The organism is Vibrio sp. 10N.261.51.F12, assembly GCF_041471725.1.
In the GTDB taxonomy this organism is placed as follows: Bacteria; Pseudomonadota; Gammaproteobacteria; order Enterobacterales; family Vibrionaceae; genus Vibrio.
Map to the genome: position 1 here is coordinate 233356 of NZ_JBFROV010000001.1, position 22501 is coordinate 255856.

At 45.5% G+C, this 22501-nt stretch carries 17 protein-coding genes; 11 read left to right on the plus strand and 6 right to left on the minus strand.

Annotated features, from left to right (window positions below; all coding sequences use genetic code 11):
• Positions 1 to 19 precede the first annotated feature (19 nt).
• Entirely contained in the window at positions 20 to 1606 is a 1587-nt protein-coding gene (prfC, locus tag AB4405_RS01000; RefSeq protein WP_102468398.1) for a peptide chain release factor 3, read from the plus strand.
• Positions 1607 to 1768: 162 nt separating this feature from the next.
• Here the strand turns inward: prfC and AB4405_RS01005 are convergent, their stop codons facing one another.
• The 4 genes from AB4405_RS01005 to AB4405_RS01020 all read right to left on the minus strand — a co-directional run bounded on the left by AB4405_RS01005 (position 1769) and on the right by AB4405_RS01020 (position 6725).
• Positions 1769 to 2734, minus strand: a complete 966-nt coding sequence (locus tag AB4405_RS01005; protein WP_372059263.1) for an ABC transporter permease — start codon at positions 2732 to 2734, stop codon at positions 1769 to 1771.
• Between the two features lie 2 nt (positions 2735 to 2736).
• A complete protein-coding gene (locus tag AB4405_RS01010; protein WP_372059264.1) occupies positions 2737 to 3861 on the minus strand; it encodes an ABC transporter permease in 1125 nt (374 codons plus the stop codon).
• Entirely contained in the window at positions 3858 to 5435 is a 1578-nt protein-coding gene (locus AB4405_RS01015; protein ID WP_372059265.1) for an ABC transporter ATP-binding protein, read from the minus strand. The genes AB4405_RS01010 and AB4405_RS01015 overlap by 4 nt, the downstream gene beginning before the upstream one ends.
• A gap of 294 nt (positions 5436 to 5729) precedes the next feature.
• Positions 5730 to 6725, minus strand: coding sequence for a BMP family protein (locus AB4405_RS01020; protein WP_241903234.1), 996 nt, complete (start codon positions 6723 to 6725; stop codon positions 5730 to 5732).
• A gap of 307 nt (positions 6726 to 7032) precedes the next feature.
• Here AB4405_RS01020 and AB4405_RS01025 point away from each other — a divergent pair, with 307 nt between their 5' ends.
• The 7 genes from AB4405_RS01025 (at position 7033) to deoD (ending at position 14174) form a co-directional block, all read left to right on the plus strand.
• A complete protein-coding gene (locus AB4405_RS01025; protein WP_372059266.1) occupies positions 7033 to 7155 on the plus strand; it encodes a DUF5363 family protein in 123 nt (40 codons plus the stop codon).
• Positions 7145 to 7945, plus strand: coding sequence for a TatD family hydrolase (locus tag AB4405_RS01030; protein WP_372059267.1), 801 nt, complete (start codon positions 7145 to 7147; stop codon positions 7943 to 7945). Before AB4405_RS01025 ends, AB4405_RS01030 begins: the two co-directional genes overlap by 11 nt.
• Before the next feature lie 204 nt (positions 7946 to 8149).
• Positions 8150 to 9415: a NupC/NupG family nucleoside CNT transporter gene (locus AB4405_RS01035; RefSeq protein WP_372059268.1), complete on the plus strand. Its 1266-nt coding sequence runs from the start codon at positions 8150 to 8152 to the stop codon at positions 9413 to 9415.
• Positions 9416 to 9840: 425 nt separating this feature from the next.
• A complete protein-coding gene (deoC, locus tag AB4405_RS01040) occupies positions 9841 to 10617 on the plus strand; it encodes a deoxyribose-phosphate aldolase (RefSeq protein ID WP_102468406.1) in 777 nt (258 codons plus the stop codon).
• A gap of 86 nt (positions 10618 to 10703) precedes the next feature.
• Positions 10704 to 12038: a thymidine phosphorylase gene (gene deoA, locus AB4405_RS01045; protein ID WP_372059270.1), complete on the plus strand. Its 1335-nt coding sequence runs from the start codon at positions 10704 to 10706 to the stop codon at positions 12036 to 12038.
• A gap of 15 nt (positions 12039 to 12053) precedes the next feature.
• A complete protein-coding gene (locus tag AB4405_RS01050; RefSeq protein WP_372059271.1) occupies positions 12054 to 13274 on the plus strand; it encodes a phosphopentomutase in 1221 nt (406 codons plus the stop codon).
• A gap of 180 nt (positions 13275 to 13454) precedes the next feature.
• Entirely contained in the window at positions 13455 to 14174 is a 720-nt protein-coding gene (gene deoD, locus AB4405_RS01055) for a purine-nucleoside phosphorylase (RefSeq protein ID WP_102468409.1), read from the plus strand.
• Positions 14175 to 14280: 106 nt separating this feature from the next.
• Here the strand turns inward: deoD and AB4405_RS01060 are convergent, their stop codons facing one another.
• The gene (locus tag AB4405_RS01060) at positions 14281 to 14883 is read right to left on the minus strand and encodes a YtjB family periplasmic protein (protein ID WP_102468410.1); all 603 of its coding nucleotides are present in this window, start codon (positions 14881 to 14883) and stop codon (positions 14281 to 14283) included.
• Positions 14884 to 14989: 106 nt separating this feature from the next.
• On the opposite strand from AB4405_RS01060, the gene serB reads away from it, so the two are divergent.
• Positions 14990 to 15961: a phosphoserine phosphatase gene (serB, locus tag AB4405_RS01065; protein WP_372059273.1), complete on the plus strand. Its 972-nt coding sequence runs from the start codon at positions 14990 to 14992 to the stop codon at positions 15959 to 15961.
• A gap of 128 nt (positions 15962 to 16089) precedes the next feature.
• On the opposite strand, the gene AB4405_RS01070 is transcribed toward serB, so the two are convergent.
• Positions 16090 to 18435, minus strand: coding sequence for a PilZ domain-containing protein (locus AB4405_RS01070; protein ID WP_372059274.1), 2346 nt, complete (start codon positions 18433 to 18435; stop codon positions 16090 to 16092).
• A gap of 261 nt (positions 18436 to 18696) precedes the next feature.
• On the opposite strand from AB4405_RS01070, the gene radA reads away from it, so the two are divergent.
• Together radA and fusA are read left to right on the plus strand one after the other, a co-directional pair.
• Positions 18697 to 20076 (plus strand): DNA repair protein RadA, encoded by a 1380-nt coding sequence (radA, locus tag AB4405_RS01075; RefSeq protein WP_372059275.1) that lies wholly within the window; start codon positions 18697 to 18699, stop codon positions 20074 to 20076.
• 339 nt (positions 20077 to 20415) lie between these two features.
• Positions 20416 to 22500, plus strand: coding sequence for an elongation factor G (fusA, locus tag AB4405_RS01080; RefSeq protein WP_372059277.1), 2085 nt, complete (start codon positions 20416 to 20418; stop codon positions 22498 to 22500).
• The last annotated feature ends 1 nt before the right edge of the window (position 22501 follow it).

Below are 22501 nucleotides of genomic sequence, written 5' to 3' on the forward strand. Positions count from 1 at the left end.
ATCAAGAAGATCGAGATACATGTCAAATCAATTTCAGCAAGAAGTGTCTAAACGTAGAACGTTTGCAATCATTTCTCACCCGGATGCGGGTAAAACCACGATTACCGAAAAAGTACTTTTGTTCGGAAATGCAATCCAAAAAGCGGGTACTGTAAAGGGCCGTGGCTCTAACCAGCATGCAAAATCTGACTGGATGGAGATGGAGAAAGAACGTGGTATCTCGGTCACGACATCGGTGATGCAATTTCCATATAACGATTGTCTTGTTAACCTTTTAGATACTCCTGGACACGAAGATTTCTCGGAAGATACTTACCGTACACTGACGGCTGTTGACTCATGTCTGATGGTTATCGATGCGGCAAAAGGTGTCGAAGATCGTACTCGTAAATTGATGGAAGTGACACGCCTACGTGACACCCCTATCGTGACGTTTATGAACAAACTTGACCGTGATGTTCGTGACCCAATGGAAGTGCTAGATGAAGTAGAAAGCGAGCTTGGTATGGCTTGTGCGCCAATCTCATGGCCAATTGGTTGCGGTAAAGAATTTAAAGGCGTTTACCACATCCACCGTGATGAAACGATCTTATACGAATCTGGTCATGGTCATGAAATCCAAGACGTTCGAATCATTAAAGGTTTAGACAACCCTGAACTTGACGTAGCAGTAGGCGAAGACTTAGCGGAAAGCGTGCGTGAAGAGCTTGAACTAGTTATTGGCGCATGTCCTGAGTTTGATCTCGATTTATTCCTTGCTGGTGAATTAACACCTGTTTATTTTGGTACAGCATTGGGCAACTTCGGTGTTGACCACATGCTAGATGGCCTGACGAAGTGGGCGCCAGGCCCTCAAACGCGTCAAGCGATCGAGCGTGATGTTGAAGCGACAGAAGAAAAGTTCTCAGGATTTGTGTTTAAAATCCAAGCCAACATGGATCCAAAACACCGTGACCGTATTGCTTTTATGCGTATTGTATCGGGTACTTACAACCAAGGTATGAAGATGAACCATGTTCGTACTGGTAAAAATGTCAGTATTTCGGACGCGGTGACGTTTATGGCCGGTGATCGTTCTCGAGCTGAAAAAGCATTTGCTGGCGATATTATTGGTCTGCATAACCACGGTACGATTCAGATTGGTGATACTTTTACTCAAGGTGAAAGCCTGAAGTTCTCTGGTATTCCAAACTTTGCACCGGAGTTATTCCGACGCATCCGCTTACGTGATCCTCTTAAGCAAAAGCAGTTGCTTAAAGGTTTAGTACAGCTTTCTGAAGAGGGGGCTGTACAGGTGTTCCGTCCACTCCAAAACAACGACCTTATCGTTGGCGCGGTAGGTGTGCTTCAGTTTGATGTGGTTGTGGCGCGCTTAAAAGCGGAGTACAACGTCGAGGCGATCTATGAGAGTGTTAACGTAGCAACGGCACGCTGGGTTGAGTGTGATGATGTTAAGATACTTGAAGAGTTCAAGCGTAAGAGCCAACAAAACTTGGCGCTTGATGGCGGTGATAACTTGAGCTACGTTGCCCCAACGATGGTGAATCTAAACCTAGCACAAGAGCGCTTCCCTGAAGTGAAATTCCGAGCCACACGTGAACACTAATAGGATAGCTTTTTAGTTACCACGGCTTGTATAGAGAAAAAGCGCTCACCAGAGCGCTTTTTTTATGCGTAAATTTTAATCGTGCAATAACCCGTTAGATTGGTTCATTGAGCGAAAATGATTAACTCATTTTTCACTCAATGAACACGACGGCTTATATTGCTACTCGCGCTCTTTTGAGTACGGGACACCAATTGCCTTGGGAGCGATGGCTTTGCCAATAAAGCCGGCGAGTAGGAAGACGGTCAGGATATACGGAACGGCTTCAATCGCTTGAACTGGAATAGGGAAATCACCAATTTTGACGCCCTGCATGCGAATTGCCAATGCATCAAGGAAACCAAATAATAGACAAGCGCCCATAGCCGTAAACGGTCGCCACTTACCAAAAATCAGCGCAGCGAGAGCCATGTAGCCCTTACCAGCACTCATGTTAGGAATAAATTGAGCCGTTTGAGCCACAGATAAGTAGACGCCACCAATCCCCACTAATACCCCACAAATAGCCACTGCCGCATAACGCATACGCACCACGGAAATGCCAGCGGTGTCCACTGCAGAAGGGGATTCACCGACTGCGCGAAGTCTAAGACCAAATCGGGTCCTAAATAGCAAATACCAGGCAGCCGGTACCGTTATGATAGCCAAATAGACTAATACAGAGTGACCGCTGATTAGCTCTGAGTAAACCAAACCAATGACCGGTACGTCCGCGAGTGCGTCTGCGCCGGGAAGTGTGATTGGTGCAAAACGCGCGTCGCCTGATAATGATGGCGTTTGACCACCTTGGCTAAACCAGTGACGCCCAAGCGTAACCGTTAAACCTGCGGCAAGAATGTTGATCGCCATACCACTGACCACCTGATCACCACGGTGTGTGATAGAGGCAAAGCCATGCAGTAACGCGAGCAATACCGAGATGCCAACACCAGCAAATAAGCCAAGCCATGCAGAGCCTGTGACATGTGCCGTTGCTGCGCCTGCAAATGCTGACGCCAATAACTTACCTTCTAGTGCAATATTGACGATGCCAGCTCGTTCACAAAACATGCCAGCGAGCGACGCCAATATTAAGGGGGTTGCTACCCTTAAGGTTGCATCGAGCATGAGAATAATCGTTTCAAACATAATTACGCGACTCCCTTCTCTGCGTCGACATTGGGCTTAGTAAATAGCCTTAAGTAGGTTTTCTCTAGTGATGGTCGGAACATATGCTCTAACGCGCCAGAGAACAAGATGACCAACCCTTGTAATACCACAACGATATTTCTGTCCACGCCATACTCGAAGCTTAGTTCTGCACCGCCTTGATAGAGAAAGCCAAACAGTAAGCTGGCAAGCAAAACACCGACTGGATGATTTCGTCCCATCAGTGCGACCGCAATACCGGTAAAACCAAAGCCTTCCACAAAGTTGAGTTTTATTTGATGTAACTCGCCTTGCAATACATTCAAGCCAAAGAAGCCGGCAAGCATACCTGAGATCAACATCGTGATAATGATGGTCTTGCTGTAGTTGATGCCGGCGTAACCTGCTGCTGATGGGTTAGCTCCGACAGCGCGAATCTCATAGCCCCAACGAGAGTGCCACATGAACAACCATACGAATAAGCAGCAAAGGAGTGCAAACACTAAGCTTAGGTTCATTGGGCTCGGCGCGATATGGATACCAAATACCGCGAGGACCTCATGCATTTTTGGCAGCCAGCTACTGACCGCAAACACACGACTTTCAGTCGCCATGGTGTTGTCGGGTTTGAGGACCTCAACTAATAGGTACGCCATGAATGACGCAGCAATGAAGTTGAACATAATAGTGGTGATGACAATGTGCGAGCCGCGCTTGGCTTGCAGGTAAGCAGGAATAAAAGCCCAAGCCGCCCCAAACAGCCCACCCGCTAAAATCGCGACGGGGAAGGTAATGTACCAAGGCGCATATTCGCCAAGAGTGAGGCAGACAAGGCCAACACCCAATCCACCAATGTACGCTTGCCCTTCGCCACCGATGTTAAATAGACCGGCATGAAAGGCGATAGAAACCGCAAGACCGGTAAAGATAAATCCCGTTGCGTAATACATGGTATAACCGAACCCTTCGGCATAACCAAATGCACCAGTCCACATGACTTTTGCTGCGTCAACTGGACTAATATCGATATACATAAACAGCAGTGCTGATACCAAGAATGCGACCAGCACATTGATGGCGGGCAGTAGTGCCATGGTTACCCAAGCGGGTACTTTTGCTTGGCTCATGCCACTTCTCCCTGTGTTGATTGCTCTTTTTTAGTCTTTAGATGGTCCGGCATAATGTTGGCCATCATCAAACCGAGCGTTTTCTCATCGGCCTCATCAACCGATATTTCACCTACAATTGCGCCATCAAATACAACCAGGATGCGATCGGAAAGCGTCAGGATCTCATCCAGTTCAACAGAAACGAGCAATACCGCTTTGTCTTCATCTCGAGCAGCGATGATCTGTTGGTGGATGTATTCTATTGCGCCGATATCGACGCCACGAGTAGGCTGACCAACGAGTAAGATGTCGGGATTTTGTTCCATCTCGCGAGCAATGACTAATTTTTGCTGGTTACCACCAGAAAAGTTGGCGGTTTTTAACGTGGTGTCGTTAGGACGCACATCCCATTTGTCCATGCTGGCTTGGCAGCTTTGTTTGATGGCTTTCTTATCTTGCAGCAATCCGTTGTTGTATTGCGGAAGATGATGGTAACCGAGGATGTAGGCCTCTTGTGCATCAAACTTGTTAATGAGCCCTTGTTTGTGACGATCTTCGGGAATATGACCGACGCCAATGGCTCGCACTTGCTGTGGATTGAGCGGATTGAGTTTATCGAGGGTACGGTTATTGATGTGCATTGAACCAGAGTGTGGTTGTAAGATCCCTGCCAATAACCCGAGTATTTCTGATTGACCATTACCAGAGACACCCGCGATACCAACTACTTCGCCTTGCTTTACACCGAAGCTGACGCTTTTGACACGCTCGACACCAGCGTCGTCAAAGTACTGTAGGTTTTCGACCGTGATCAGTTGTTTTTTTGGTGAGGAAGCGGCTTTATCGATTGAGAGTCTGACCTTTCGGCCTACCATGAACTCAGCCAATTGTTCTTTGTTTGTTTCAGACGTCACGACGTGCTCTACCATAGTGCCTTGACGCATGACAGAGATATTATCGGTAATAGCAAGGACCTCACGCAGTTTATGAGTAATGATCATAATTGTCGTGCCTTGCGCTCTTAATTTATCGAGAATGCGAAACAAATGATCCGCTTCTTGTGGGGTGAGTACCCCTGTCGGTTCATCGAGGATTAAGATCTTGGCACCGCGATAGAGTGCCTTTAGGATCTCTACTCGCTGCTGAAGGCCTACCGGTAGGCTTCCTACGGTTACATCAAGCGGAACCTCTAGGCCATAGTCTTTGGCGAGCGCTTTTAGCTTTTTGCGTGCCTTGCCTAAGCTCTCTTCTAGTTTCCAGCCGTCTTCGGCACCGAGTACAATGTTTTCTAGTACCGAAAAGGTTTCTACCAACATAAAGTGTTGGTGCACCATGCCAATACCCGATTGGATAGCTTCTTGGGAGTTGCTTGGTTTATATGGCTTACCATTTACCCACATTGCACCCTCGTCGGCATGGTAGAAGCCGTAGATGATGCTCATTAACGTGGACTTGCCAGCGCCATTTTCACCAATGATGCCGTGAATAGTGCCCTTGGGAACACGAAGATCGATATCACGATTGGCATGTACTGCGCCAAAGCGTTTATTGATGTCCTTGAGTTCGATGGCAATCGATTGTCCTTGTGTCACGAGATACTGCCTTATATTTTCTAGCGCGGCGGATGGTTGTGCCGACTATTGACTCACTGTGAAATACCTAAAGATTATTAATTTATTTTAATAGGTCGTGTCTTTTTTAAGATGATGGTTTATTGGGTGAGTGATGGAGTGATACGCCGCTGTTTTTAGGCAGCGGCGTATCAATCATTGGCGAGACACTTGGTCTAGCGGCTCATTCTGATATTGGTTAAACCTGAATTGTTATTATTACTCAGTGCCTAGGGCTACTGAGTTCTGATAATTATCAGATTAATAGCTATCAGATTAATAGTTACACGTGTTATCGGACATGTAGTCATGCACTTGGATGTTACCAGCGATGATTTCTGCTTGAAGCTCATCAAGGTAGGTTTTCATCTCTGGTGTGATGAGGTCTTTGTTGTAGTCATCATAAGCCCACTCCACAGCACCTTCTTTAAGGCCTAGGACCTTAACACCGGCTTCCCATGAACCTTGCTCTGCTTGTTCCCAAGAGTTATACGCCGCTACACCGACCTTCTTAACCATGGACGTTAACATGGTGCCTGGCTGAAGATGGTTTTGGTTTGAGTCAACACCAATCGCGAACTTACCGCCATCTTTGGCAGCTTGATAGACGCCCATACCTGTGCCGCCAGCTGCCGCGTAGATAACATCTACACCTTTAGAGAACTGGGATTTAGCAAGCTCTGAGCCTTTTGCTGGATCAGCAAACGCAGCAGGGGTTGAGCCTGTCATATTTTGGAACGTTTCAATGTTAGGATTCGCGTATTGTGCGCCTTGACGATAACCACACTCAAACTTACGAATCAGTGGAATGTCCATACCGCCAACAAAGCCAACTTTAGCGGTCTTTGATGCTTTTGCTGCCAGCGCACCTACGAGGAAAGAGCCTTCGTGTTCTTTGAATACGATAGACTGAACGTTTGGTTTATCAACGACCATATCAATGATAGTGAATTGAATGTCTGGAAATTCAGTCGCGACCTTTTCAACCGCCGATGCCATATTGAAACCAACGGCAACAATAGGAGTAAAACCACGGCTAGCAAGACGACGAAGGCCTTGTTCACGTTGCGCTTCATTTTGAGGCTCAAATTCACGAACCTTAACGCCTTTATCGGCATTGAAAGGTTTTACACCATTTTGAAAAACAGCTTCATTAAACGATTTGTCGAATTTTCCTGCTGTATCGTAAACCACCGCTGGCTTGGCTGCGAATGCGCTGAAAGATGAGACCGCCACTGCTAGTGCGGAGAGTTTTAGAATAGTTTTTTTCACGTTCAGTTCCCTTGTGGTGTCAGATGATGGGGATACCATTGACGAATCGATAGGCTAGGCCTGTCCTGCTATAAGTGCCTAGAAATTGTTCGCTTGTAAACTCAACCGCGTCATGCTTTGCTGAATTTACAAACAATAAGAAACATTTTATCGTTTGCGTGATGGAAAAAAAACCGCTTCTATCACAGCGTTGAGTGGTAAATCACAACTTAATGATAAAACTCTAACTATTGGCTATCCTTTATATAACAAGCTATTGAGTGATTTAAGTTGCAATCGATTACATTGTTTTGAAGAGAGAAACTGCATGCTAAAAATGTGGCGAAATTGGTTAAAAAAGTACGATAACTGGTGTCAGTCGATGGGTCTAACGCCAGAAAATAAACGCAGCTGTGTCCCCTACAAAAAAGATCCCGTTAATGATGATTGACACCCATTGTCACCTAGATCTTGTTGCCAAACATACCGATCTTCCAGCGGTGATCAGTGAAGCAAGGCTAGCCGGTGTTAAAGCGATGATTGTACCGGGTATCGATGAAAATAATTGGTCGACGGTCACCCACCTCGCGCAACAATATGATGATGTTTATTATGCGCTAGGCTACCACCCCGCGTTCCTTGATACGCTGGCCGAACATTCAATTGCAAAATTAGACGCACAAGTGACCGCAGCGCTCGAAGGCTCTAATAAGTGTGTGGCGATAGGGGAGTGTGGCTTAGATTTTTATACTATTGCGGGTATGGAAAGCGTTGAGGTATTAAAATCGCAACAAAAGCAACTATTGAAAGAGCATATCTTCATTGCTAACGCCCATCAGCTGCCGGTGATTTTGCATTGTAGAAAAGCACATCAAGATATGGTGGCATTGCTTCGACAGTGTCCGCCTAAACATGGTGGGGTAATACACGGCTTTAGTGGCAGTTATCAGCAAGCGATGGATTACGTCAATTTAGGCATCTCTATTGGCGTCGGTGGTGTGATTTCTTATGAGCGTGCAAAAAAAACCAGAGAGACGATTTCTAAATTGCCAATAGAGTGTTTATTAATCGAAACTGACGCACCAGATATGCCATTAAGTGGTTATCAAGGGCGTATCAATAAACCTAAAATGATGAAGTTGACCCTATCGACTCTGATCATGCTTAGAAGTGAAAGTGCGCAAACGGTTACGTCACAAGTCCTAATTAATAGCAAATCACTGTTTTCAATTTGTGATTAAAGTTGCTGTTATTTGTTAATTTAGGTTTTGTTACAGAGTTCATTTGTGACAAGCTTCTCATTTTTGAATGTACGCCTTATGTGTTGAGGACGAAAGTGTGAGGGGGGTACTACTTTCTTTTCTGAGGGTTTGTATAATCGCCCCCGCTTTTGAGCTTCAACTTTTTATTACACGCCAAATAATTATATAAGGAAGTCATAAACTATGAGCCTGTTTATGAGCCTGGTTGGAATGGTAGTACTGATCGGAATCGCAGTATTATTATCAGATAACCGCAAAGCTATTAATATCAGAACAGTGGGTGGCGCATTCGCTATTCAATTTTTACTCGGTGCATTCGTACTTTACGTTCCTTGGGGACAAGAAGTGCTACGCGGATTCTCTGACGCTATTTCTAACGTCATCAACTACGGTAATGATGGTTCATCGTTCCTATTTGGTGGTCTAGTTTCAGACAAAATGTTTGAAGTGTTTGGTGGCGGTGGTTTTATCTTCGCATTCCGCGTACTACCAACACTTATCTTCTTCTCTGCATTGGTTTCTGTATTGTATTACCTAGGTGTAATGCAATGGGTTATCAAGATTCTTGGTGGTGGCTTACAAAAAGCACTGGGCACATCTCGTGCGGAATCTATGTCAGCAGCGGCTAACATCTTTGTTGGTCAAACAGAAGCTCCTCTTGTTGTTCGTCCTTTCGTGCCAAAAATGACTCAATCTGAGTTGTTCGCAGTCATGTGTGGTGGCCTTGCTTCTATCGCTGGTGGTGTTCTTGCCGGGTACGCTTCAATGGGTGTGCCAATCGAGTACTTGGTTGCAGCGTCATTTATGGCGGCACCGGGTGGTCTACTATTTGCTAAAATCATGAAACCAGAAACTGACGAGCCAATTGATCAGCTTCATGGTATGGAAGCAGAAGGCGATGATAAACCTGCTAACGTTATCGATGCAGCTGCAGGCGGCGCGTCAGCAGGTCTTCAGCTAGCACTTAACGTTGGCGCAATGCTTATTGCTTTCATTGGTCTTATCGCACTTGTGAACGGTATGCTTGGTGGCGTTGGTGGTTGGTTCGGTATGCCTGAACTTCGCCTTGAATTGCTACTTGGTTGGGTATTCGCTCCTCTTGCATTCCTTATCGGTGTGCCATGGGAAGAAGCGATTGTGGCCGGTGAGTTCATCGGTATGAAAACCGTTGCGAACGAATTCGTTGCCTTTGCAAACTTCGCCCCATACCTAACAGATGCTGCACCAGTTGTATTGTCTGATAAGACAAAAGCAATCATCTCATTTGCACTTTGTGGTTTTGCGAACTTGTCTTCTATCGCAATCCTACTTGGTGGTCTAGGCAGCTTGGCGCCTAAGCGTCGCGGTGATATCGCACGCATGGGTGTTAAAGCCGTAATCGCTGGTACGCTATCAAACCTGATGGCAGCAACGATTGCAGGCTTCTGTCTTAGCCTTGCAGCAATGTAATTGCTAGTTAAGGTTATTAGTATATAGACGCCATAACACATCGCCCCGTAGCAAGAAATTGCTGCGGGGCTTTTTTGGTTTTAGGAGCAAGGAAACGCAGAATATTCATCCACGCATGCGATGAAAAAAAATGAGAATGGACTTTTTTGAGATACAAACCGTTTGCGTATTATTCACTGCTACCGTTTTGTGGAAGAGTTCTATAATGTAAAGGCTACTCAGTGATGAAAGGTCTTTGACCGTGACTCACTTAGCCCAGAACCCGTTCCTCTAAACGAAAGTAGTGGATGGATTGCAATCGGGTACTGTGCGGCGACAAGGAAAGCGATTGGCGCAAAGCGCCGAGTCTTCAAGGAACCAAGTCCGTTCATTTATTGCTGACAAGATGTCAGATAATTAATTGAATATATTGACCGGAGATAGAAATGAGCGATTTAAAAGCAGCAGCTTTACGTGCACTTAAACTGATGGACCTAACGACACTTAACGACGATGACACCGATGCAAAAGTGATCTCGTTGTGTCATGACGCAAAAACGTCAGTAGGTAATACTGCCGCAGTTTGTATTTATCCACGTTTCGTACCGATTGCGAAGAAAACGCTTCGTGAACAAGGTACGCCGGATGTTCGTATTGCTACTGTGACTAACTTCCCACACGGTAATGATGACATTGATATTGCGGTTGCTGAAACGAAAGCAGCGGTTGCATACGGTGCGGATGAAGTCGACGTCGTCTTCCCATACCGCGCTCTGATGGCTGGCAATGAAGACGTTGGCTTTGAGCTTGTTAAGCAGTGTAAAGCAGCATGTGGCGATATCCTTCTTAAAGTCATCATTGAAACGGGTGAGCTAAAAGAAGAAGCATTGATCAAGAAAGCCTCTGAAATCTGCATTAACGCTGGTGCCGATTTTATCAAAACCTCTACCGGTAAAGTGCCTGTTAACGCAACACCAGAATATGCTCGTATGATGCTTGAAGTCATTCGTGATATGGGTGTGGCGAAAACAGTCGGTTTTAAACCTGCTGGCGGCGTACGCACTGCTGAAGATGCAGCGGCCTACCTAGCGATGGCTGACGATATTCTAGGCGCAGATTGGGCTGATAACATGCACTACCGCTTTGGTGCATCAAGCCTACTAACCAACCTTCTGAATACATTAGAAGTAACGGACGAAACTGCAGATCCATCTGCATACTAATCTAACGCTTTTAGGTGGTGACGACTCTCTTGTCACCACCATTCCCTCTATACCCTATAACCCAAGCTTAGACTGGGGAGGCACTAATGTATTTACCGCAAGAAATTATTCGTAAAAAACGCGATGGCCAAGTGCTTAGCGCAGAAGAAATTAACTTTTTTATCCAAGGTGTCGCCAACGACACGGTCTCTGAAGGTCAAATTGCTGCATTTGCCATGACCATCTTTTTTAATGAAATGACTATGCCAGAACGTATTGCACTGACGTGTGCAATGCGTGACTCTGGCATGGTTATAGATTGGAGCCATATGAATTTTGGTGGCCCAATTGTGGATAAGCACTCTACTGGCGGTGTCGGTGATGTGACGTCATTAATGTTGGGTCCAATGATTGCAGCCTGCGGCGGCTTCGTTCCGATGATCTCGGGCCGTGGTTTGGGACATACCGGTGGCACACTCGATAAACTGGAATCCATTCCTGGCTACGACATCACGCCGACAAACGAGGTGTTTGGTGACGTGACCAAAGAAGCGGGTGTTGCGATTATTGGTCAAACGGGTGATTTAGCGCCGGCTGATAAGCGTGTGTACGCCACTCGTGATATCACCGCAACGGTCGATAATATCTCTTTGATTACGGCTTCGATTTTATCTAAGAAATTGGCCGCTGGTCTTGAGTCTTTGGTCATGGATGTCAAAGTCGGCTCTGGGGCGTTCATGCCCACCTATGAGGCTTCAGAAGAATTAGCAAACTCAATTGTCGCAGTGGCCAATGGTGCCGGTACGAAAACAACCGCTATTCTTACCGATATGAATCAAGTATTGGCATCGTCTGCGGGCAATGCAGTCGAAGTGCGCGAGGCGGTCCAGTTCTTAACTGGGGAATACCGTAACCCACGATTGTATGAAGTGACGATGGCGCTTTGTAGCGAAATGTTGGTGTTGGCTAAGCTGGCTGATGATAACCAACACGCTGACGCGATGTTAAACGAGGTCTTGAGCAACGGCAAAGCGGCTCAATGTTTTGGCATGATGGTCGCTGGACTAGGTGGCCCTGCAGATTTCGTAGAAAACTACGATAATTACTTAGACAAAGCAGAACTGATCAAACCGGTTTATGCCGATAATGAAGGGACGGTATCGGCTATGGATACTCGTGCTATTGGTATGGCGGTTGTGGGAATGGGTGGAGGTCGTCGTGTGGCAACGGATACCATCGACTACGCGGTCGGTTTTGATCAATTTATTAGACTTGGTGAGCAAGCTGGCGCAGACAAACCACTAGCGGTTATCCATGCACGCAGTGAAGCGCAATGGCAAGAAGCGGCAAACGCACTGAAAGCGGCAATAACAGTGAGCGATAAACCTTATTCAGCAACCCCATGTGTGTACCGCCATATTCGTGCGGAAGACTTAGCATAGGGTGGGAGAGAGATTATGAAACGAGCATTTATTTTAGTATTAGATTCATTTGGTATTGGCGCCGCAGGTGACGCGGAAAAATTTGGTGATGTAGGCTCTGATACTATGGGTCATATCGCTGAGCATTGTGCTTCAGGACTAGCAGACAATGAGCACCGTCAAGGCCCATTAACGATTCCAAACCTATCTAAGCTTGGTTTCGCCATGGCGCATAAAGAATCAACAGGTCGTCTTGCTGCTGGTTTAAGTGATGAGGTTGAAATCATCGGTGCCTATGGGCATGCGGCGGAGCTATCGTCAGGCAAAGATACGCCCTCTGGACATTGGGAAATTGCTGGTGTACCGGTATTATTTGACTGGGGTTATTTTTCAGATAAAGACAATGCATTCCCTAAAGTATTGACTGATCGTATTCTTGAGCGTGCAGGCCTTTCTGGTTTCTTGGGTAATTGCCATGCATCAGGCACACAAGTATTGGATGATCTCGGTGAAGAGCACATGAAAACCGGTCTGCCGATTTTCTATACCTCTGCTGATTCTGTTTTCCAAATAGCGTGTCATGAAGAGACATTCGGTCTAGATCGCTTGCTTGAGCTTTGCCAGATCGCCAGAGAAGAGTTAGCGGACTACAATATTGGCCGTGTCATCGCGCGACCTTTTGTTGGAACGGGCAAAGGTCAATTTGAGCGTACGGGTAATCGCCGAGACTTGTCGGTAGAGCCACCGGCGGCGACGATATTGCAAAAGCTTGTGGAAGAAAAGCAAGGGCAAGTGCATTCGATTGGCAAGATCTCTGATATCTACGCTGGTTGTGGTATCACGCAAAAAACCAAAGCCACAGGGATCCCTGCGCTGTTCGACGCAACAAAAGAAGCCATTAAAGTGGCGGGTGATAACACGATTGTGTTCACTAACTTTGTTGATTTTGATTCGGCGTATGGTCACCGACGCGATGTGGCCGGTTATGCGGCGGCATTAGAGTACTTTGATAGCCGAATCAATGAAGTGATCGCTTTGATGGAAGATGATGATGTCATGATCTTAACCGCCGATCACGGCTGTGACCCTACGTGGCCGGGATCGGATCATACACGTGAGCATATCCCTGTTATCGTTTACGGGAAAAAGGTACCGGCAGGCTCATTGGGCTTGCGTGATACGTTTGCAGATATTGGACAAAGCTTAGCAACGTACTTTGGTACGTCTGATATGGACTATGGTAAAAGCTTTCTTTAATACGGATTTACTTGTTAACAAACGATGGGTGCGCTGTATTGTCACAATACGTGGAGACATCGCACCCGTTATAGATCGAGCAAACAAGCCCAGATGGTCGTCTGAGCTTGTTGTTGATTAAAAGCCATTGAGCGGTTTTTAATCGAACTTACTTTCCCACTTATAGATAAGGATGAACGAATGGCTACTCCTCATATTAATGCTGAAATGGGCGATTTTGCAGATGTTGTATTGATGCCTGGTGACCCGATTCGCGCCAAGTATATTGCTGATACCTTTCTTGATGACGTGGTTCAGGTTTGTGACGTTCGTTGTATGTATGGTTACACCGGAACGTACAAAGGGCGTCGAATTTCTGTGATGGGTCATGGTATGGGTATCCCATCGTGTTCTATTTATGTGACGGAATTAATCAAAGATTTTGGTGTGAAGAAGATCATTCGTGTTGGTAGTTGTGGCGCGGTAAATGAGAGCATTAAAGTTCGTGATGTTGTCATTGGTATGGGAGCGTGTACCGATTCTAAAGTGAATCGAATTCGCTTTAAAGGTCATGATTTTGCGGCGATTGCAGACTATGGCATGGTTAGAAATGCAGAGTTGGCAGCAAAAGCACGTGGTATTGATGTTAAAGTTGGGAATCTTTTCTCCGCTGAACTATTTTACACGCCGGACCCTGAAATGTTCGATGTGATGGACAAATACGGTATCGTCGGTGTCGAAATGGAAGCCGCCGGGATCTACGGTGTTGCCGCTGAATATGGCGCGAAAGCACTCGCGATTTGTACGGTGTCGGATCACATTAAGACGGGTGAACAAACGACCTCTGATGAGCGTGCGACTACGTTTAACGAGATGATGGAAATTGCGTTGGATTCAGTACTGCTGGGCGACGAAGAGTAAATCTGTAGAGCGCTTTAGTTTTTGAAAAAGGTGCTTCAGTTTTATCAGGACGGTATATGAAACAACAAGCCTCGCATTTGCGAGGCTTTTTTTATGGCGCTTATTCTTAAGGCTGCTTAAGTAACAGGTTTTCACCTTTCGTTTTCGATGGACGACGAAGAATGACAAGCAACAAAATTCCGGAGATGAAACTCATGACGATCATCATGTACATGTAGCGATCACTTTTTCGATAGTGATGATCGGAAATCGCGGTCACTTTACCGGTCTCAAACGTAATACGCACAAAGCCAATAATGCTGTTGTCGTTGATGATGGGTTCAATGAGTTGCTGGCGGCCAATGCTGGCCGTCGAGAGCGGCGTATCTAGGCCTAATACCTCTCTGGCCGACATGGCATCAGTACTGGCGGCAACCTTAACACCTTCGGCGTTATATACGGTGGCATCGAGCACCAATCGCTCTGTGGCTAATTGGTTCGTCAATGCGCCTAATCGCTCTTGGTCTTGATCGATGAGCATTTGTCTTGCTGATAATGATGCTTGAGATATAAGGATCTTACTCAATACCTCGAGCTGATTGTGTTGAATCTTTTCATTGCCCTTGCTGATAACAAAGCTATTCGTGGCAATAAAAAACACCATCGCACCAATTAAGCCTAAGGCGACAATACGTAAAAAGTTGCGAAACGAAAACAGTGAACCATCCATAATCTAACAAAAGTACTAAGAAATTACTGATTGGTTCATATTGAGACTTGCACAAGTAAATTGCAATAGGTTACCGTCTTAGTAACTTTCTTATAAAGGATAAGACATGGACGCTGTAAAGCCTTTAACGATTTCTAAGCGCATTCCCTTAAAGACGCGCTTTCCTGAGACGTTACTTTCTCATCAACTTGAAAAGAGCAAATCTTCTTGGATTGTATATGCCCCTTACCTCTCGGTAGACATGTTTAATGACATGGATTCTTATGTGGGGAGCCCAAGTCGTCTGTTAGATGCATGGCAGGTTGGAGAATATGAAGTTGCTTTGATGGCTGGTCGATTAACCCCAAGACATGAAGCGATATTGTCTGAACTGCAGGTGGATTTTGCAACATTGTGTGATGTGCCGGATCTTAATAAACCGGGTGTGATTGTGTTGGATATGGACTCAACTGCAATCCAAATTGAGTGCATTGATGAGATAGCAACACTCGCAGGTGTGGGGGTACAGGTCGCAGCTGTCACCGAGCGAGCGATGCAAGGTGAGCTGGATTTCGAACAAAGTTTGCGACAACGCGTAGGCGCACTGAAAGGGGCTGATGAATCGATTTTAAGTGCCGTTCGTGCAGACCTTCCAATGATGCCAGAACTGCGCGAAATGATTAAAACTTTCCAGCTTCGCGGCTGGAAAACGGCGATTGCTTCGGGTGGCTTTACGTATTTCTCTGATTTTTTAAAACAAGAATTGTCACTTGATTATGCACAATCGAATACGCTGGAGATTATTGACGGTAAACTTACCGGTGAAGTAATTGGTGATATTGTTGATGCAGAAATGAAAGCTGACATCCTACAATCGCTTGCTGAAGAGTATGATATTGAGCCTCACAATACGATAGCCGTGGGTGATGGTGCCAACGACCTAGTGATGATGCATGCGGCCGGGTTAGGTATTGCTTATCACGCCAAACCAAAGGTTGAAGAGGCAGCGCAGGTCGCGATTCGCTTTGCAGGTTTAGGTGGGGTTATCTGTATCCTATCGGGTCTACTCGCGAAGCAAAAACGGGTAAGTTGGTCATAGGCTCGCCATGGACAGAGTGGTTCGGTTAATTCGGCCACTCAAAAATGGGTATTACTCATGACAATGAAGGCGCACACTGCGCCTTCATTGTCATGACGAGTATTCAATTTCCCTAACGTGCTGCTTATTTAGCGGTTAAGCTCTAATCGAATCAATACCTCTTCGGTGATATCGGTGACTTCAGAGTAACCACAAATTGCGGTCATCTCATTTTCTAAATTTCTTGCATGACTTAGGCTCAACGTAAGGAGTTCGTTGATGTCTTTTTTCATGAGTGTTGTCAGTGCATCAAAAACCGGGCCTGAAGAGACTCTCAAAATATACAACTCCCCCATCATTAAAGCGTCTTTAATGAATTTGATGCGTTTTTGAGTGGAATCAAAATCCTCACGAAGCCGAGTGTGTATTGACTGGATTCGATCGCCTAACTTCAATACACCAATATACAGTTCATGGTAGACAATCTTGGACCCTGGCCGACGTTTCATTGGGTCTGCAATGAGGCTATTACTGCGATTTTTAAAGATAGGTTCGAGAGCTAACTTTTGATCGTGCCCAATACGTTCAAAAAACTGTAGATACCCTGGGAGTGGAAAGTTAACACCCACCACACGGCTTTTTATTGAGGTGCCACGTTTATCAATATAGATGGGCGTACTGACCATTTTACCGAGTAAAACATTGTGCAAAGATTCTAGGAGTTCAGAGCTCGGTAGGACTTCTTCTTTTAATTGTAATTTATCTCGGTTGTTTTCAATCATGCCGCTAAAGAACGCAATGATTTTAATTGTTTTCCCAGATTCAGTAATCGCGAGGTACGCCGTTTTCTTATCCTCAGACATGCGCACGACAGTGTAAGGAACTTGGTTCAAAGGAAGGGCTTTGTTATACAACTGCAGCTCTTTATAGTTGACGTAAACCGTCATACCTGCGTTTAAAGTCGCTGGTTTCAGTAGCTCGATGCTTGCACCACGCTTGGAGAGATCAAGCGTGACGCCTTCGAGTAAGCTATCTTCTGAATGAGCAATACTAACCGGTGTTTTAAACGAATAACGAGGCTCTTTTCGTCTTGATTCCGCATCAAAGTAAAGCCCACGGGGTTGACCTGCAATTTTACGAGGATGTCGGAAACGATTTAATCCGTTGGCGGAAATTCGTGGTTTTTCAGTAAATAAGTAATCGCTTGCAGAAGTATGATCGCTTATTTCTTGCAAGATCCCAAAATGAGTCAGATTTTCAGACTTATTTAGCAGCTGACTATAGTGTTTGGAAATGGATGTGACGTCTTGTTCTGCCAGTTCAAATACAGACAATCGAAAGGCTTTCCAACTCTCTTTTCTGGCGCCGATATGCCAGAAAAGCTGGCGCTCTTCTCGGCTGGCTTCTGGCATCATCATTGAATAGAAGAGCTTCATGCCATTGTGCTCATGGGTGAACGTGTAGAGAACGTTACTGCATCCTTTTATCCCTGTTTTGATCAAAAGCTCCATTCGCTCAGGTGAAAATAATGACCCTAGTGCTTGTTGGTGGCGCTCATCATGCCAATAGTTCCAAATATCTTTGTTGTTTTCCGTGAGTAATGAGAGTTTGAGTTCATTGCCGTTAAAAAAGACAGGTAGGTTACAGGCATGTTTTAGATAGGTGTGTTCATAGCCTCGAGTCCGTGCGCGAGTGATCCGGTCTTGATTATCATGACGGATTTTTTTTGATTCAGTGTTCAATGTTTTTTCTACGACGAGCTCAACCGCATTTGTGTGAGTGAGCCGCAAGGTGCGCAGATATTTAACTGGTGAAACACCATGAATACCATCAACGCCAAGCACTCGGTATTCGATAGGCAAGTCAATGTCTTTAACATTACTCCCTTGAGCAAGCTCTTCAAAACGTACCTTGATAATTTGCCCTAGATCGTAATCAAAGGTACCCGGCACCTTGAATTTCGCGCCGGAGCTGGAAAGGTCAACGCTTAATCCGTGGACTTGTTCACCATTTTCAAGCTCAATTAAGACTTGAGACTCGAGCCTCAGTCGATTTTCTTTCCGTTTAAGGTCGTAGCCTAGATTGATGGCTTCAGCGGCATAGGGGCTTTTGGGGTCGGTGAGCTCCCCCTCATGTTTGAGTTTTTGTTCGCTACCAATTGAGCTTATCGTCTGTTTGTTAACGATCGCTTCCCATGCACCTTCTGTGTATCCACCAAACTTTTTAGTCAGTTTGTGGTACATATTGAACGCTCTATCATCGAGCCAATGAGTCATGCCATCAAATTGATACTCGTAGCAGGGGGAGGAGACTCGCCCTCTAAGGTCAATTCGTTTGTGGCATGGCGCCATCAACCGATTCAGCTCCATTTTAACGAGAAGCTTGGCCGACGGTGTTTCGCCATCTGTGATTTGTTTCAACACAAATTCAAAATCTTCGGCGCGATAAGCGGGTATTAGGCGTTCTGCGAGAGAAAGTATTTCAGATTGCTGCATGAGTTTTGTTAAAGTGTCCCTATTTGATGGCAGTGCCATCATCGATATAACAGCACAATAATGTTTATCGGCAAGTTTACCGCAATCCTTAGCGATATATGCTATCGATACTACGACATTTTGACGCAGTATTCTTAGTGTGTTGTCGCGTCTTGGCAATAATTTTGTGGTACAAGGTGAGCGTTTGTCGCTTTGATGAACAATGAAATGCAAGCCGTTGCATTTCTTTACGTAATTTCTGTCAATGAGGTAGTAATAAATATGGCAAAAGTGAAAAGAGCTTACGTGTGTAATGATTGCGGAGCGGACTTTCCTCGTTGGCAAGGGCAGTGTAATGCGTGTGGCGCGTGGAATACAATTTCTGAAGTCAGGTTAGCCGCATCACCGCAAGTTGCTCGCAATGAACGATTGGCAGGTTATGCTGGGGGCGTGACCGATTCGGGTGTTCAAACCTTGTCCGAGATAGACCTTCAAGAAGTCCCTCGCTTTTCTAGTGGCTTTAAAGAGCTTGATCGTGTGCTTGGTGGTGGTGTTGTGCCGGGGGCGGCCATTCTTATTGGTGGTAATCCGGGGGCGGGTAAATCGACATTATTGTTACAAGCTATGTGTCGTTTGTCTTCGCAGATGCCGACGCTCTATGTCACCGGAGAAGAGTCGTTGCAACAGGTCGCTATGCGAGCATCCCGTTTAGGTCTCCCTAAAGAACATCTTAAGATGTTATCTGAAACTAATGTGGATCGCATTTGCCAAGTTGCTGAAAAAGAGCAACCTAAATTAATGGTCATTGATTCCATTCAGGTGATGCATGTTTCAGACGTCCAATCGTCACCAGGGAGCGTTGCGCAAGTGCGTGAATCGGCGACCACGCTGACTCGCTATGCCAAACAAAATAACGTAGCCATTTTTATGGTTGGACACGTGACCAAAGATGGCATATTGGCCGGGCCCAAAGTACTAGAGCACATTATTGATTGTTCAGTATTGCTTGATGGTGGAACAGACAGTCGCTTCCGAACGCTGCGCAGCCACAAAAACCGTTTTGGCGCAGTTAATGAACTGGGTGTTTTTGCTATGACGGAACAAGGCTTAAAAGAAGTCAGTAATCCTTCCGCTATTTTTCTTTCACGAGGGGAAGAGGAAACATCAGGCAGTTCAGTGATGGTGGTGTGGGAAGGCACGCGCCCGCTTCTCGTCGAAATTCAGGCTCTAGTGGATTACAGTCAATTGGCTAACCCAAGGCGTGTTTCTGTTGGTCTCGATCAAAATCGATTGTCACTTCTACTGGCGGTCTTGCACAAGCATGGCGGCCTGCAAATGGCGGATCAAGATGTCTTTGTGAATGTCGTTGGTGGTGTCAAGGTTACGGAAACGAGTGCCGATCTAGCCTTGGTAATGGCTCTGTTGTCGAGCTTCAAAGACCGCCCGCTTCCAAAAGATGTCGTGGTATTTGGTGAGGTAGGCCTTGCTGGTGAGATTCGCCCTGTCCCAAGTGGACAAGAGCGATTGATGGAAGCCTTTAAACACGGCTTTAAAAGGGCCATAGTTCCCGCCGCGAATATGCCGAAAGGTGGCATTGAAGGTATGCAAATTCATGGGGTTAAGAAGTTGTCAGAAGCGATATCTGCCTTTGATGAACTGTAATGAATCAAACCCGTGAGTTTAAAATAACAGCGTTTTTGCAATTTTTAGTAGTGGCTTTTCTGAAATTTTAGGTAGAATGTCGCCTACTAAAGCTGTGATTTCTAGAAATGACATCGAAAAATCACAAAGAGCAGCTAAAATTAACTGCAAACTTATGAAGGGTACTCTCGAGCATGAGGCATAGTGGGGCAGGCTTTCATCTTAATTTAGATGAAGTTGCGTCATAGTCGACGCTTATGGGTATAACTTTTTTTAATGCAAGTGCACGCAATGGTATCCGTCTTAGCAGATTGTGATATACTCTGCGCGCATTTTATATCCTATTAACAGAGTAAAACGATGACTGATTTATCAAAATACAGAAATATTGGTATTTTCGCGCACGTTGATGCGGGTAAAACCACTACAACTGAGCGTATCCTTAAACTTACTGGCCAGATTCACAAAACTGGTGAAGTTCATGATGGTGAATCAACTACCGACTTCATGGAACAGGAAGCTGAGCGCGGAATTACTATCCAGTCAGCGGCAGTTAGCTGTTTTTGGAACGATCACCGTTTAAACGTTATCGATACTCCTGGACACGTTGACTTTACAGTTGAAGTATATCGTTCACTTAAAGTACTTGATGGCGGTATCGGTGTATTCTGTGGTTCTGGTGGTGTTGAGCCTCAATCAGAAACTAACTGGCGTTACGCGAACGAATCAGAAGTATCTCGTCTGATCTTCGTTAACAAACTAGACCGTATGGGTGCAGATTTCTTTAACGTTGTTGACCAAGTTAAAAACGTTCTAGGCGCAAACCCACTAGTTATGGTTCTACCAATCGGCCGCGAAGATGAATTCGTGGGTGTTGTAGACCTTCTAAGCCGTAAAGCATACGTTTGGGATGACACAGGTCTTCCTGAAAACTACGAGCTTCTAGATGTTCCTGCGGACATGGTTGACGAAGTTGAACAGTACCGTGAAGAGCTAATCGAAACGGCTGTTGAGCAAGACGACGACCTAATGGAAGCTTACATGGAAGGTGAAGAGCCTTCTATCGAAGACATCAAGCGTTGTATCCGTAAAGGTACTCGTGACCTAGCATTCTTCCCAACATACTGTGGTTCTGCGTTTAAAAACAAGGGTGTTCAAATCATCCTTGATGCAGTTGTTGATTACCTTCCAGCACCAACAGAAGTTGATCCTCAGCCTCTAATGGATGACGCAGGTGAAGAGAATGGCGAGCACGCGATTGTTTCTGCTGACGAAACATTTAAAGCGTTAGCATTCAAAATTATGGATGACCGTTTCGGTGCCCTAACTTTCGTTCGTATTTACTCTGGTAAATTGAACAAAGGTGACACTATTCTTAACGCTTACACTGGTAAAACAGAGCGTGTTGGCCGTATGGTTGAGATGCAAGCTGATGACCGTAACGAGCTAACTAGCGCACAAGCTGGTGACATCATTGCGATCGTAGGTATGAAGAACGTGCAAACTGGTCACACTCTATGTGATCCTAAGCACCCAGTAACACTTGAGCCAATGGTATTCCCAACTCCAGTAATCTCTATCGCTGTATCTCCAAAAGATAAAGGCGGTTCTGAGAAAATGGGTATCGCGATCGGTAAAATGGTTGCTGAAGATCCATCTTTCCAAGTTGAAACTGACGAAGAAACTGGCGAAACCATCCTTAAAGGTATGGGTGAGCTTCACCTAGACATTAAAGTTGATATCCTTAAGCGTACTTACGGTGTTGACCTTACAGTTGGTGCTCCTCAAGTTGCTTACCGTGAAACTATCACGAAAGAAATTGAAGATAGCTACACGCATAAGAAACAGTCTGGTGGTTCTGGTCAATTCGGTAAGATTGATTACCGTATCAAGCCTGGCGAACCTGGTTCTGGCTTCACGTTCTCTTCAAAAGTTGTTGGCGGTAACGTACCAAAAGAATTCTGGCCTGCAGTTGAGAAAGGCTTCGGCGGCATGATGGAGAACGGTGTTCTTGCTGGTTTCCCTACACTAGACGTTGAAGTTGAACTATTCGATGGTGGCTTCCACGCAGTCGATTCATCTGCAATCGCATTTGAAATCGCAGCGAAAGGTGCATTCCGTCAATCTATGCCTAAAGCTGGTGCACAACTTCTTGAGCCAATCATGAACGTTGACGTATTTACTCCAGACGATCACGTTGGTGATGTTATCGGTGACCTTAACCGTCGTCGTGGCATGATCAAAGATCAACAAGCTGGCGTAACTGGTGTTCGTATTAAAGCTGACGTACCTCTTTCTGAGATGTTCGGCTACATCGGTCACCTACGTACAATTACTTCTGGTCGTGGCCAATTCTCTATGGAATTCGCACAGTACGCTCCGTGTCCAATGAACGTTGCTGAAGAAGTTATTGCTAAAGTTAAAGAAGAGAAAGCGAACAAGTAAT